This window comes from Candidatus Clostridium radicumherbarum (assembly GCF_045310525.1).
Taxonomy (GTDB): domain Bacteria; phylum Bacillota; class Clostridia; order Clostridiales; family Clostridiaceae; genus Clostridium_AT; species Clostridium_AT radicumherbarum.
This window is the reverse complement of record NZ_JBJHZY010000003.1, coordinates 287,334-299,251: the sequence shown is the minus strand read 5'-3', so window position 1 is coordinate 299,251 and position 11,918 is coordinate 287,334. Positions and strand designations below refer to the sequence as shown.

The following is an 11,918-nucleotide window of genomic DNA, read 5'->3' as shown; positions in this document are numbered from 1 at the left end:
TAAATAAAACTAAATCTGTAAATACAAAAAAGACTGCAAAATGCAGCCTTTTTTAAAATTATTTAAATTAATATGATAATTCATTATTCTAATTCTTAATTACAAACAAATAATTGTTAATTATTAATATACTTAAAGTACCTTGCTTAAGAAGTCTTGAGTTCGAGGCTGCTTTGGGAAGTTAAAGATTTCTTCCGGAGTACCTTCCTCTATTATTACTCCTTCATCCATAAATATAACTCTGTCTGCAACTTCCTTTGCAAAGCCCATTTCATGAGTTACAACTACCATAGTCATTCCTTCATTGGCAAGTTCCTTCATAACCTGCAGAACCTCACCTACCATTTCAGGATCAAGAGCAGAAGTAGGCTCGTCAAATAGCATTACATCAGGAGACATTGCAAGTGCCCTTGCAATTGCTATCCTTTGTTTTTGCCCGCCAGAAAGCTGAGATGGATAGCTTTTTGCCTTATCCTCTAAACCAATTCTTTTTAAAAGCTTGTAAGCTATTTCTTCAGCCTCTGTCTTACTTATTTTTTTAACCTTCATTGGTGCAAGTGTTATATTATTTAAAATCGTCATATTAGGAAAAAGATTAAACTGCTGAAATACCATTCCAATCTTTTCTCTAAGCTTATTTATATCTGTTGCCTTATCCATAACGGAAGTACCTTCAAAGAATATTTTACCTCCTGTTGCCTCTTCCAATAAGTTTAGGCATCGTAAAAAAGTACTTTTCCCAGATCCGCTTGGACCTATTACAACAACAACTTCACCTTTATTAATTTCTATATCTATACCTTTAAGTACATGAAGCTTATCAAATTTTTTATTTAAATTTTCAACCTTAATCACTAGTTTTAAGCCTCCTTTCAGCCATGCCCATAAGCTTTGAAAGAGTATAAGTCAAAACAAAATACATAATTGCAGCAATTATCAGGGGCTCAAAAGCTCTAAAGGTATTTCCTCGAACGGTATCTGCATTATACATAAGTTCATGTATTCCGATAACTGAAACTATAGAAGATTCTTTTATTACAGTAATAAACTCATTTCCAAGGGCAGGAAGAATATTTTTTATAGCCTGAGGTACGATTATATATCTCATAGCTGTTCCATATTTCATTCCTAATGATCTTGCAGCTTCAAGCTGCCCCTTATCCACGGCTTGAATTCCCGCACGAATTATTTCTGCCACATAAGCTCCACTATTAATAGATAGGGCCAGTACCCCTGCAGCCATATCAGGAAGATTAATACCTAGAAGGCTTGGAAGCGCATAATAAATTATATATACCTGAACAAGTACAGGGGTGCCTCTTATAAATTCAACATAAGCTGCTCCAATAAAATTCAATATCTTATTATTTGATATTCTCATTAATGCTAGAATAACTCCAAGAATTACACCAAAAATCACAGTAAAGATTGCTAGAACAATTGTGAATTTAGCTCCATTTAAAAAAAACATATAGTATTTAGGTAAAAAAGAAAAATCCAATGTTTCTGCCTCCTAAGTTGTAAAATACTCTATTCCACTAAATTGTTGGCATCAATAACCATCTTATCGATAGCCTTGCTGCTTGTAAGCTTATCTAAAGTTTTGTTAATTGCATCAACTAAATCCTTTTCTCCCTTTTTAACTGCCACAGCAGAACCAGCATCTTCTGTTTTTAACTTAATATCAGAAATAGAAAAGTCTTTATTGGCATTTACATAAGAAGTTGCAACTGGGCTTTCAATTATAGCAGCGTCTATTTTCTTTGTTTTTAAAGCAAGTGCTATATCAGTTATCTTTCCTAATGCTTTAGCCTGAGCCTTTGGAAGCTGGTTCTTTGCTATATCTTCTTGGATTGATCCCTTTTGTACACCAAGACCTTTTCCATTTAAATCATCAATTGTCTTAATTTTATCCTTGTCCTCAGTTCTAACAACTAAGGTTTGAGCTGCCTTATAGTATATGTTAGAGAAGTCTACACTTTGCATTCTTTCCTCTGTAGGTGTCATTCCAGCTAAAACCATGTCAACATTTCCAGACTCCAATGCGTTTAATAATCCTTTGAAATCCATGTCTTTAATTACAAGTTTTACGCCTAAGTCCTTTGCTATTTCCTTGGCGATTTCAATATCAAAGCCTACAATTTCATCATTACCTGAAACTGATTTATGAAATTCATAAGGAGGGTAATCAGCACTTGTGCCTACAACTAATTGTCCTGCTTTCTTAATTTTATCCACCTTTGTTGTTGCTGCGGTATTACTTGATGCACTAATATCTTTTTTGCCACAAGCAGTGAAACCAAGCGCCATAATTGCAATAGTAGATACAGCTATAATTTGTTTAAGTTTATTATTCATATTATTTCCCCCTCTAATTTTGTATGTAAACATAATTAATATTTACATTCTCATATTTTTACTAAAAAATTAACTGTTGATTATTAAGTACATGCATTATTATACTATCCAATTAATAATTATGCAACTATTTATATTCATATTTATGCAAAAAAATTTTAATATAGTACATATGTTTTATGTCTATTTCCAATAATTTTATTAATTAATCCAATAATTGTTAATATATTGTCTTGAAAACGTTACCGTATTTTTATGCAATAAATTTCTTGCTTTATAGTATAATTATTCATATTATTTCCCTTAAAACAGCTTATTTAATTAATAAAAATGTAATATCATATTATAAACTCAATAATTATTTTTACTTACCTGCGTAAAAATAATAGATTTGGTAAAAATACTTATAAGATCCATTTAATCATTTACTAAGTGCAATCATATTTTAGGAGGTTAAAGTCCTAAATGGACTTTAACGGGTAGTTTTATGAGCGGGAGCGAGTAGTCTTTAACTACTCAGTGTTCCGACTTAAAGGAGGATTTCAAATGCGAAATTTTTTAATTTCTGCTGGTGCAGATATTGTATTAATATTAGTTTCTTACTTCATCTTTAGAAGCATTATTAGTGGTCCAACAAGGCATAGATTATATGAAAAGTTTTTAAGTTCATTTGCTAAGTTTGTAATATTGATTTTCCTTGCCGCTTTAATCATTACAGGAGCTACAGCACTTATTTTGTATAAAACCAGATATATTCAGTACATAAATATTGCAGCTCCAGCGCTTGTATCAATATTAGTGGGCTTTATTATTTCCACGGTTCCTACTAGAGGAATTGGAGATAAAGAAAGAGATAAGGATAAATAAAAATAGCTCTTTTATTAGAAATATTACCCATATAGGATTTTTTGGCGTTCATGTGTGAAATCCAAGAAGACGCAGAAGTGATTATTATAGTTAATAATAATCACTTCTGCGTTTTCTATATTTTCTATTTCATTCAGTGCCAAATAAAAAATTTAGACTTCTTAAGTAATAATTACAATAAGTAATATTATATTTCTTGAATTCTTAATAATATTTTTATATAATTATTATTGTATCGGGGTGTAGCGCAGATGGTAGCGCGCGTGCTTCGGGAGCATGAGGCCGCAGGTTCAAATCCTGTCACTCCGACCAAAACCTAATAAGAATACTTGCAGTTATTAAGTTCACGAGTACTGGACTTTTTATATTTCTGAGACAAAAATAGGTGCGTTGACTTAACGCACCTTACCTCATTTTATGCAAGTAACTTTAATTAACAGTATCTTCATTTGATTTCTTAATTATCGAAGCTGTTTTATTGCCATATAAGCTATTCCAGCTCCTGCTAGTACTCCAAGTGCTCCAACACCTGCTTTCATATTTTGAACCTTTCTTCTTTTTTTAGGCATTATGGTTGAAGCTATAGAACTTATATCAATATTCATAGAATCTACCTCCATTTATTCATATATTAAATATTTTCATATATATGTTTCCCCTTAAGGCTTATAACTATTCCGCCACAAATCTAACAGAACATTCCATTCCAGTTATTTGTATCTTCTATTATCTTTTCTTTAGCCTTTTCTGCTACATTATTGCTTATTTTTCTATTAAGGGCAAGCTCATCTACATCTCTGGTCCTATCTTGATTTACAAACATCCTCAATTGTTCTTTGCTAAAGCCCTTATCTATAGCTACATCGTATGCTGTTTTATTTAGTATTCTGGCCTCTTCAAGTTCTGACTTTGTAGCTCCTATTTTATTTAATAATACATCATTTGCACTTTTTACAATTTTATTATCTTCCTTTTCTATTTCAACTTGGGGTCTACTAGCTTCATTTTCTGCTTCATAATTATTTTCTTTTATATTATTTTTCTTGGAATTTTTTAATATTGGATAAATTACTGCTCCAATTCCTGCTGCTGCAATGATGCTACCAATTGCTATATTTCTATTTATATTCTTCATGATAAATCCTCCTCTCTATTATCTAATTTGCCCAATTTTATATCCTAAATACATAAAAATAGCTGGAGTAAATATCCAGCTATTTTAATCATTATTGTATTTTTTATGGTTTTTTATATAAATATCGCTTTCTTTCATGGATGTTACTGTTGATTTATAGCTGGCGATTAAAACAATAACTGTAACTGTCATAATAGCCATTGCTACCCCAATTATCATAAACTCATCCTCCATAACTATATACTATAGTATAATTTATGAAGTTAAGCTGTGAAAGGTTATAATTTTTCTCCTCCCCAATTTTTAAGCATTTCTCTTACTGACCTTGTCATTTCTTTAGAAAACTCAGTACCAGTTTTCCTAGCATACATAAATTGCCCATAGTTTACAGCTTCAGCTTTATTTTCTGGTGAGAGCCTTTTTTCCCTTTCAATAAACATGTCTTTGAAGTCATCATTATTTAATCTTTTATACTCTTCTTTGAAAACTATATATTCCTTATCAAATCTTGGACTAATAATCTTATTCTGTTTCTCAGGGTAATAACCTAAACATAGCATTGCAGCTGGAAAAACCCATTTCGGCAGATTTAATAGTTCTTTATGTATTTCATAATTTTCAATAATGTCACCTATATAACAGGACCCTATGTTAAGAGCTTCCGCAGCCACCACAGCATTTTGTGCTGCAATAGTAGCATCGGCTAAAGCAAGCATTAAGTCTCCTTCATCAGGAGCATTATAATCCATGTTCTTCAAGGAACAATATTCTTTAACGCTGCAATAATTGTAATAATCAAACCATCTTTGCATATCAGCTAAAAATATAAGTATTATTGGTGCATTAGCAATAAAGGGCTGATTATCACAGCTCTTACTAAGAATATTCTTCTTTTCCTGATCTTCTATTACAATTATAGAATATAACATCATATTACCTGCAGTAGGAGCTCTCATGGCACTTTCAAGAATAATATCCAAATGTTCCTTTTTAATAGGTGTATTTTTATATTTTCTAAGTGACATTCGATTTTTTAATAATTCTATTGTTTCCATAAAAATCCCCCCAGTTTTAATCCTTATAAATAGTTCTACAATAATTGGAAAATTCCTCTATTAAAATAGGATTCTATGTACTCAAAGTAATATTTATTTATTTATCCTGCTTCTTAGGGCTTTCTGGAGCAATTTCTTTACTAGTTTCTACAATCATATTAGGATAAAAATCTAATTCCATTTTTTCTATTAAACTATCTGCTTTACCAGCAGCCTTGCAAAGAGAAGCTGTAAAAAAGCCAATAGTTCCGCCAATCATAATCCATAAAACAGCTGACATAATTATCACTCCAAATTCATATTTTAATTTAGTTTTTGCATTTTTTTTATAATTATGTATTATTTTCATATGAACTTTCTGTTAATTGTAAAGCTTAGATGAAAACGTTATGATATAATGTATTTACAAACATAATATTATCTTAAAGGAGCTGGAAATGTGGATATCAAAGAGTTATTTAAAATATTAGTAAAAGCTTATTATGAAGATAACTTTGAGACTGTAGTTGATAATCTACTTATTGAGCAAAAGGAAAGCAAAGATACCTTAAATAAAATAATATCAGCTCTATGCGGAGTAGATTCACTGGATATTGGCGATGAATACTCTCGAGAGTTAAAAACTGCCATATTTAATTATACCTCTTCCAATAAGGTTGTTATAAGAGTTAAGGACTGCACATTAGATTGTATGAATGCAGAAGGAAAAACTAAATGCCAAAGTAATTGTACCTTTGATGCAATATCTATAGATGCAAAGCTGGGTAAGCTCTATATAGATAAAACTAAATGTACTGATTGCGGTTTTTGCGTAGATGCATGTCCTAATAATTGTTATATGGACAAGGTCGAATTTATTCCATTAATAAAACACCTTGATAATAAAGAACGTTTAATATAATAGAATAATGCGGGGTTTCTCATAACATTATAAACCAAATGAAAATCTTGTTTAACCTATAAGCTGGGACAAATACCTTATTTTATATGTTCAAGATATATTCATTTTAACTTATAATTTGAGATGGCCCCTTTTTTGTATAAAAAAGTACAATATTAACAAAATATATAGATGGCTACTTTTTAAATGTAAGGGGTGAAAAATTTGAAGACTGAATATAGTAACCTATTTAAAGAAATTGTAAGTTCTTATTATAATGGAGATTTTCAGGAAAAAATAAACTCAATTTTATCAAATAAAGCTATAGACAAGGAGGCCTTAGCTGGTGTTATATCCTCCTTATGCGGAGTTGAAATTAGATTTAGTGATAATTACTATGAAAATTTAATAAAAGCTATTAAATCCTATGAAGCTTCCCATAAAATTGTTAATAAAGTTAAAGCCTGCTCTATGGACTGTGCAGATAATGATGGAAGGACAATTTGCCAAAAATCTTGTCCCTTTGATGCCATATTTATTGATACAGAAAAGCATACTTCTGTAATTAATGCGGAAAAATGCACTGATTGCGGCTTTTGTGTAGAGGCCTGTCCCACTGCTTCAATTATTGATAAAATAGAATTTATACCTTTTGCCAATTTATTAATGGAAAAGGAACCTGTAATTGCCGCAGTTGCACCCGCCATTACTGGTCAGTTCGGACCGAATATTACAATTAATAAATTGAGAACTGCTTTTAAAAAAATGGGCTTTACTGAAATGGTAGAAGTAGCTTTTTTTGCTGATATGCTTACCCTAAAAGAAGCAGTTGAATTTGATGAACATGTACATACGGAAAAGGATTTTATGATAACTTCTTGCTGCTGTCCTATGTGGGTTGGCATGCTTAAAAGAGTATATGAGGACCTAGTTAAATATGTATCCCCTTCAGTATCTCCTATGATTGCTGCCGGAAGGGTTATGAAGCAATTAAACCCAAAATGCAAGATAGTGTTTATAGGCCCCTGTATAGCTAAAAAGGCAGAAGCTAAAGAAAAAGACCTCCTTTACGATATAGATTATGTTCTCACCTTTTCCGAGCTTAAAGATATTTTTGAAGCTTTAGAAATTAATCTGGAAGAATTAGAGGAAGATTACTCCACAGAATATGCCTCAAAAGGTGGGAGACTTTATGCTCGTACCGGCGGAGTATCCATTGCCGTAAGTGATGCAGTAAAAAAACTTTTCCCAGAAAAGCATAAATTATTAAAGGCTTCTCAAGCCAACGGAGTTCAAGAATGTAAAAAGATGCTTAGTGATGCACAGCAGGGCATAATAAAAGCTAACTTTATAGAAGGTATGGGCTGCATTGGTGGCTGTGTCGGCGGGCCTAAGGCCATAATACCCAGAGAAAAAGGAAAAGAATTTGTAGATGATTTTGCATTAAATTCAGAAATTAAAGTTGCAGTAGACAGTGACTGCATGCTTAATATTTTAGGAAAGCTTAATATCCATTCGGCAGATGACTTTAAGTATAAAGAGAGAGTTGATATTTTCGAAAGAAATTTTTAATGATATAATATAATTAAAAATTTCTAGAAATACAGGAGGCATGAAGATTAATAATCTTCATGCGCTATTAAGGAATACAGGAGGGGTTATGTTAAAAGATATTAAGGCTGCAATATTTGATCTGGATGGCACCCTTATAGATTCTATGTGGCTTTGGGAAAAAGTAGATATAGATTTTCTAAGCAAAAGGGATTATGAGCTGCCAATTGATTTAAAGGAAAATATTGAACATTTAAGTTTTATTGATACTGCAAAATACTTTAAAGAAAGATTTAACCTTCCGGAGAATATTGAAGATATAATGGCTGAATGGAATAGCATGGCCTTTGAAGAATATGCAAATAATGTTTCATTGAAATCTGGAGCTAAGGAATATCTCCACAATTTAAAGCTAAAAGGCATAAAACTAGCTCTTGCTACTAGTAATTCCGTACCGCTCTTAGAAGCAGTATTAAAAAATAACGGGGTATATGGATATTTTGATGTAATAACCACCACAAATGAAGTGAATAGAGGTAAAAACTTTCCTGATATTTATCTTCTCTCAGCAGAAAAACTCCATGTTAAACCTACTGAATGCATAGTTTTCGAAGATATCCTGCCTGCAGTATTAGGTGCTAAAATGGCGGGTATGAAGGTTGTTGCAGTACATGATCTTTATTCTGAATATCAAAAAAACGATATAATCGCTTCTGCAGATTATTATATTTATAAATATGAGGATTTAAGTATAGCAGTTTAATAAAAAGAGAAGATTTTTTAAAGTCTTCTCTTTTCTTATGTAAAACTATAAACTTTAATGAATATAATATTATTGGAAGCTATTATAGGAGATAGGTATATTGTTTATATTCATTTTATTTTTATTATTAATTGGGCTTTGTTTTATGATATACATTTATCTAACAAACAAAATAGTGCTTTTACGCAAGCAGGTAATGCTGCTTGCAAATCAAAATGATGAATTAAAAAATAAACTTAATAGGCTTATTCTTGAGCAGAAATTAGAGAGACAAAAAAAGTATTCTGATAATGACCTGCTTGAAGAAAATCCTGTAACCAAGGATTTAGACGAAGAAATATAACAGAATGAAAAATTATTTAACGCATGATTAAAGGCTTTGCCTTAAACAAAGCCTTTTAAAGTTACTTTTAGCCTCTTGGCTTAAATACAAGAGCAGCCAAGAAGCCAAAGATAATGGCGGCAGATATGCCTGAGCTGGTAACTTCAAAAATACCAGTAAGTACGCCTATTAGCCCATCTCTTTGAGCCTCAACCAAAGCACCCTTAACTAGTGAATTTCCAAAACTACTTATCGGCACGCTTGCCCCTGCACCAGCAAACTTTACTAAGGGATCATATAGACCAATGCCACCTAAAACTGCACCTACAACCACAAGAGTGGAGGTTGTATGGGCAGGAGTAAGCTTAAATACATCCATCATTATTTGGCCAATCACACATATTCCGCCACCTACTAGAAATGCCAAAAGAACTTTTATCATCATTTTCACCCCTTTATATTTCAATGGAAACTGCATGAGCAATACAAGGTATACTTTCCTTTTGCTGGTATGACATTGGTGACAACAGTGCGCCTGTTGCAACAACCAATATCTTCTTTAATTCGCCCTTTTTCATTCTATTTAAGAAATGCCCGTAAGTAACTGTAGCAGAGCATGCACACCCACTTGCTCCTGCAAAAACAGGTTGATCTTTTCTGTAGATTAAAAGGCCACAATCTTTAAATTTCTCAGCTGGAATACTGAAACCGTGTTTAGCTAATAAATCCCCTGCTATACTTTGCCCTATGGCTCCCAAATCACCTGTAGCTATTAAATCATAGTAGGATGGATCTCTATTTAAATCTCTAAAATGATTTTCTATTGTATGAACAGCAGCTGGTGCCATTGCAGAACCCATATTAAATGGGTCAGTGAGCCCCATATCTATAACTTTACCAATTGTTGCCGAAGTAACTCTTGGTCCATTCCCTTTGGAAGTTACCAGAACAGCACCTGCTCCGGTCACTGTCCATTGGGCAGTAGGAGGCTTTTGTCCTCCATATTCAGTAGGATATCTAAATTGTTTTTCAACTGAAGCATTATGAGTTGCTGCAGCAGCTATAACATAATCTGCAGATTGACTATCTACAAGAAGCGATGCTAAAGCCAATCCTTCCATTGAACTTGAACAAGCCCCGAAAATTCCTAAAAAAGGAATAGCTAGAGTACGTGCCGCAAAGCTGCTTGTAATTATCTGATTCATTAGATCCCCGCTTATAAAGAAGTCTACATCCTCTTTTTTTATCTTTCCTTTCTCAACTGCTTTTTCGCAGGCTTGTTCCAATAACTTCTTTTCTGCCTTTTCAAAGCTATCCTGTCCAAGCCAAATATCATCATGGAGAACATCAAAATCTTCTGCTAAAGCTCCTTTAGCCTCAAAAGGACCTCCAATAGCGCTCGAAGCTAAAATTATAGGATTATTATTAAAAACCCAGGATTGACTGCCCTTTTTCATTTACATCACCCCTAACCAAGTAAGACCCATTTTAATAAGCGCAACTACAAAGGCAGAAAATACTCCGAAGACTATTACAGAACCTGCAAGTTTAAACATGTTTCCTCCAGTACCTAAAACATAGCCTTCCGTTTTATGCTCAATAGCAGCAGATGCAATTGAATTAGCAAAACCAGTAACAGGAATTGCAGTACCAGCCCCTGCCCACTGACCTATATGATCATAAACCCCTAGACCAGTAAGAAAAACCGAAATAATAATTATAACTGCAGTAGCTGGATTTCCTGCTGTTTTTTCTGTGAACCCAAAGACCTTTATAAATACAGTCTGAAGTATTTGCCCAAAAGCACATATGATACCACCTACTATAAAAGCACGCAAACAATTTTTAAAAACTGGCCTTTTAGGCTCTCTCTCCTTTGCAAACTGTTGATACTCTTTTTGAACTGCAGATAATTTCTTTTCTTTTTTGCTTGACATCTTTGTCATCCTTCCTTTAAGCTAACTTAACTTTTCATATCTATTTTTACATTTATTTCTCATTTAATTCATAAATTAATATTTAATAAAGAATTTAAAACTCAAGTTTTCACAGAATAATTTATAAATATTTGCTAAAGCCTACTTGCACTTAACGTAAAAAATCCAGCATTTTTATATTGCTAGATTTTCATTATTAAGGTGTTAAGCCTTTTTATATTTAATTAAAGAGACTATAGATAAGTCAATGAATTGACAAACCTATCTATAGTCCCAATAAAGAACTTAACAATCTACCTTACAACAATATAGATAATTTAATGCCTTGGTTATAATCTTCCGACCATATCCAAGCAGTTCGTCACCTATATTGATGGTTTGTTCGATTACTTAAGATACTTGCATAACTGTATATAACCTCACGGCTATATACAACCATTATGATACCCTAAATAATCTTAGCTCGACTATTAAAAGATAAGTTATGATCCCACTATAATCAAATCCTCGACTATAATAAAACCATTCCCTACCTCATATAATCTTCCCGCCGGCTGTATATAAACCTTGCAGCCAATATACAACCTTTGGTCGACTAATAGACACCATTAAAGGAGCATATATTAGTCTTTGCTCGACTGTTAAATTCCTTATAATATTAATATCCCACGAATAAACAAAATAATACGGTTTATATTGAAATTTTTTATGGACTAATTACTAAATATCTTATTGTTTACAAGATATAGATATTTTCTTTTTAATTAACAAGAGTATGGATAGTTTTAAGTACTCATGGGAATATTAAATTGGGAGGTGATTAGAATGACAGTAGGAGTTAAAATGCAGCAAACAATTGCAAGTGCGGAGAGTATCGTATCCAGTCTAAAAACATTTGCACTGGATACCCAGGATAAGGCTGCACAAACAATGTTTAATGATATGGCACAATCTCAGCAGCAAATAATAGATAACCTGAAGGGCAGACTTGATTATATCCAAAACGAGGAGCCTCAATATAAAAATTCATAACAATAAAAAGTATGAAGT

The 11,918-nt window shown here is 32.4% G+C and carries 17 protein-coding genes and 1 tRNA gene; 7 read left to right on the top strand and 11 right to left on the bottom strand.

What is annotated here, in order from left to right:
- Window positions 1–132: 132 nt before the first annotated feature.
- From ACJDUH_RS15425 to ACJDUH_RS15415, 3 genes are read right to left on the bottom strand one after another with little or no spacing between them, the layout of a single operon-like run.
- Window positions 133–855, bottom strand: coding sequence for an amino acid ABC transporter ATP-binding protein (locus tag ACJDUH_RS15425; protein ID WP_406766102.1), 723 nt, complete (start codon window positions 853–855; stop codon window positions 133–135).
- Window positions 848–1,501, bottom strand: a complete 654-nt coding sequence (locus ACJDUH_RS15420; RefSeq protein ID WP_406766101.1) for an amino acid ABC transporter permease — start codon at window positions 1,499–1,501, stop codon at window positions 848–850. The genes ACJDUH_RS15425 and ACJDUH_RS15420 overlap by 8 nt, the downstream gene beginning before the upstream one ends.
- Before the next feature lie 29 nt (window positions 1,502–1,530).
- Window positions 1,531–2,358, bottom strand: a complete 828-nt coding sequence (locus ACJDUH_RS15415; protein ID WP_406766100.1) for a transporter substrate-binding domain-containing protein — start codon at window positions 2,356–2,358, stop codon at window positions 1,531–1,533.
- A gap of 546 nt (window positions 2,359–2,904) precedes the next feature.
- On the opposite strand from ACJDUH_RS15415, the gene ACJDUH_RS15410 reads away from it, so the two are divergent.
- Window positions 2,905–3,225: a hypothetical protein gene (locus ACJDUH_RS15410; RefSeq protein ID WP_406766099.1), complete on the top strand. Its 321-nt coding sequence runs from the start codon at window positions 2,905–2,907 to the stop codon at window positions 3,223–3,225.
- Between the two features lie 236 nt (window positions 3,226–3,461).
- Window positions 3,462–3,537, top strand: a tRNA-Pro gene (locus ACJDUH_RS15405).
- Between the two features lie 149 nt (window positions 3,538–3,686).
- Here ACJDUH_RS15405 and ACJDUH_RS15400 read toward each other — a convergent pair.
- The 5 genes from ACJDUH_RS15400 to ACJDUH_RS15380 all read right to left on the bottom strand — a co-directional run bounded on the left by ACJDUH_RS15400 (window position 3,687) and on the right by ACJDUH_RS15380 (window position 5,695).
- Entirely contained in the window at window positions 3,687–3,830 is a 144-nt protein-coding gene (locus tag ACJDUH_RS15400; RefSeq protein ID WP_406766098.1) for a hypothetical protein, read from the bottom strand.
- Window positions 3,831–3,913: 83 nt separating this feature from the next.
- Complete coding sequence (locus ACJDUH_RS15395; RefSeq protein ID WP_406766097.1) at window positions 3,914–4,360, bottom strand: hypothetical protein; 447 nt, start codon at window positions 4,358–4,360, stop codon at window positions 3,914–3,916.
- An 84-nt stretch (window positions 4,361–4,444) separates the two neighbouring features.
- Window positions 4,445–4,579 carry a hypothetical protein gene (locus ACJDUH_RS15390; RefSeq protein WP_406766096.1) on the bottom strand — a complete coding sequence of 45 codons (135 nt, stop codon included), beginning with the start codon at window positions 4,577–4,579 and terminating at the stop codon, window positions 4,445–4,447.
- A gap of 59 nt (window positions 4,580–4,638) precedes the next feature.
- On the bottom strand, window positions 4,639–5,415 hold the full coding sequence (locus tag ACJDUH_RS15385; protein ID WP_406766095.1) for a nitroreductase family protein: 777 nt from the start codon (window positions 5,413–5,415) through the stop codon (window positions 4,639–4,641).
- A 97-nt stretch (window positions 5,416–5,512) separates the two neighbouring features.
- Window positions 5,513–5,695 carry a hypothetical protein gene (locus ACJDUH_RS15380; protein WP_406766094.1) on the bottom strand — a complete coding sequence of 61 codons (183 nt, stop codon included), beginning with the start codon at window positions 5,693–5,695 and terminating at the stop codon, window positions 5,513–5,515.
- A gap of 159 nt (window positions 5,696–5,854) precedes the next feature.
- Here ACJDUH_RS15380 and ACJDUH_RS15375 point away from each other — a divergent pair, with 159 nt between their 5' ends.
- From ACJDUH_RS15375 to ACJDUH_RS15360, 4 genes are all read left to right on the top strand, one after another.
- A complete protein-coding gene (locus tag ACJDUH_RS15375; RefSeq protein WP_406766093.1) occupies window positions 5,855–6,316 on the top strand; it encodes a 4Fe-4S binding protein in 462 nt (153 codons plus the stop codon).
- A gap of 204 nt (window positions 6,317–6,520) precedes the next feature.
- Window positions 6,521–7,867: a [Fe-Fe] hydrogenase large subunit C-terminal domain-containing protein gene (locus ACJDUH_RS15370; RefSeq protein WP_406766092.1), complete on the top strand. Its 1,347-nt coding sequence runs from the start codon at window positions 6,521–6,523 to the stop codon at window positions 7,865–7,867.
- 88 nt (window positions 7,868–7,955) lie between these two features.
- Window positions 7,956–8,609, top strand: a complete 654-nt coding sequence (locus ACJDUH_RS15365; protein ID WP_406766091.1) for an HAD family hydrolase — start codon at window positions 7,956–7,958, stop codon at window positions 8,607–8,609.
- Between the two features lie 145 nt (window positions 8,610–8,754).
- Window positions 8,755–8,952 carry a hypothetical protein gene (locus tag ACJDUH_RS15360; protein ID WP_406766090.1) on the top strand — a complete coding sequence of 66 codons (198 nt, stop codon included), beginning with the start codon at window positions 8,755–8,757 and terminating at the stop codon, window positions 8,950–8,952.
- Window positions 8,953–9,019: 67 nt separating this feature from the next.
- Here the strand turns inward: ACJDUH_RS15360 and spoVAE are convergent, their stop codons facing one another.
- Genes spoVAE through spoVAC form a run of 3 tightly spaced genes read right to left on the bottom strand, consistent with a single transcriptional unit; the run spans window position 9,020 to window position 10,868 of the window.
- Window positions 9,020–9,373, bottom strand: a complete 354-nt coding sequence (spoVAE, locus tag ACJDUH_RS15355) for a stage V sporulation protein AE (RefSeq protein ID WP_406766207.1) — start codon at window positions 9,371–9,373, stop codon at window positions 9,020–9,022.
- 13 nt (window positions 9,374–9,386) lie between these two features.
- Window positions 9,387–10,388 (bottom strand): stage V sporulation protein AD, encoded by a 1,002-nt coding sequence (spoVAD, locus tag ACJDUH_RS15350; protein WP_406766089.1) that lies wholly within the window; start codon window positions 10,386–10,388, stop codon window positions 9,387–9,389.
- Window positions 10,389–10,868 carry a stage V sporulation protein AC gene (spoVAC, locus tag ACJDUH_RS15345; protein WP_406766088.1) on the bottom strand — a complete coding sequence of 160 codons (480 nt, stop codon included), beginning with the start codon at window positions 10,866–10,868 and terminating at the stop codon, window positions 10,389–10,391.
- Between the two features lie 825 nt (window positions 10,869–11,693).
- Between spoVAC and ACJDUH_RS15340 the strand changes: the two genes are divergently transcribed.
- Entirely contained in the window at window positions 11,694–11,900 is a 207-nt protein-coding gene (locus ACJDUH_RS15340; protein ID WP_406766087.1) for a DUF1657 domain-containing protein, read from the top strand.
- Window positions 11,901–11,918 lie beyond the last annotated feature (18 nt).

Excerpts from the sequence above, each read along its gene's own strand:
- ACJDUH_RS15415 (WP_406766100.1), bottom strand. The coding sequence starts at position 2,358 with ATGAATAATAAACTTAAACAAATTATAGCTGTATCTACTATTGCAATT.
- ACJDUH_RS15410 (WP_406766099.1), top strand. The coding sequence starts at position 2,905 with ATGCGAAATTTTTTAATTTCTGCTGGTGCAGATATTGTATTAATATTA.
- ACJDUH_RS15400 (WP_406766098.1), bottom strand. The coding sequence starts at position 3,830 with ATGAATATTGATATAAGTTCTATAGCTTCAACCATAATGCCTAAAAAA.
- ACJDUH_RS15395 (WP_406766097.1), bottom strand. The coding sequence starts at position 4,360 with ATGAAGAATATAAATAGAAATATAGCAATTGGTAGCATCATTGCAGCA.
- ACJDUH_RS15390 (WP_406766096.1), bottom strand. The coding sequence starts at position 4,579 with ATGATAATTGGGGTAGCAATGGCTATTATGACAGTTACAGTTATTGTT.
- ACJDUH_RS15385 (WP_406766095.1), bottom strand. The coding sequence starts at position 5,415 with ATGGAAACAATAGAATTATTAAAAAATCGAATGTCACTTAGAAAATAT.
- ACJDUH_RS15380 (WP_406766094.1), bottom strand. The coding sequence starts at position 5,695 with ATGTCAGCTGTTTTATGGATTATGATTGGCGGAACTATTGGCTTTTTT.
- ACJDUH_RS15365 (WP_406766091.1), top strand. The coding sequence starts at position 7,956 with ATGTTAAAAGATATTAAGGCTGCAATATTTGATCTGGATGGCACCCTT.
- ACJDUH_RS15360 (WP_406766090.1), top strand. The coding sequence starts at position 8,755 with ATGATATACATTTATCTAACAAACAAAATAGTGCTTTTACGCAAGCAG.
- spoVAE (WP_406766207.1), bottom strand. The coding sequence starts at position 9,373 with ATGATAAAAGTTCTTTTGGCATTTCTAGTAGGTGGCGGAATATGTGTG.
- spoVAD (WP_406766089.1), bottom strand. The coding sequence starts at position 10,388 with ATGAAAAAGGGCAGTCAATCCTGGGTTTTTAATAATAATCCTATAATT.
- spoVAC (WP_406766088.1), bottom strand. The coding sequence starts at position 10,868 with ATGTCAAGCAAAAAAGAAAAGAAATTATCTGCAGTTCAAAAAGAGTAT.
- ACJDUH_RS15340 (WP_406766087.1), top strand. The coding sequence starts at position 11,694 with ATGACAGTAGGAGTTAAAATGCAGCAAACAATTGCAAGTGCGGAGAGT.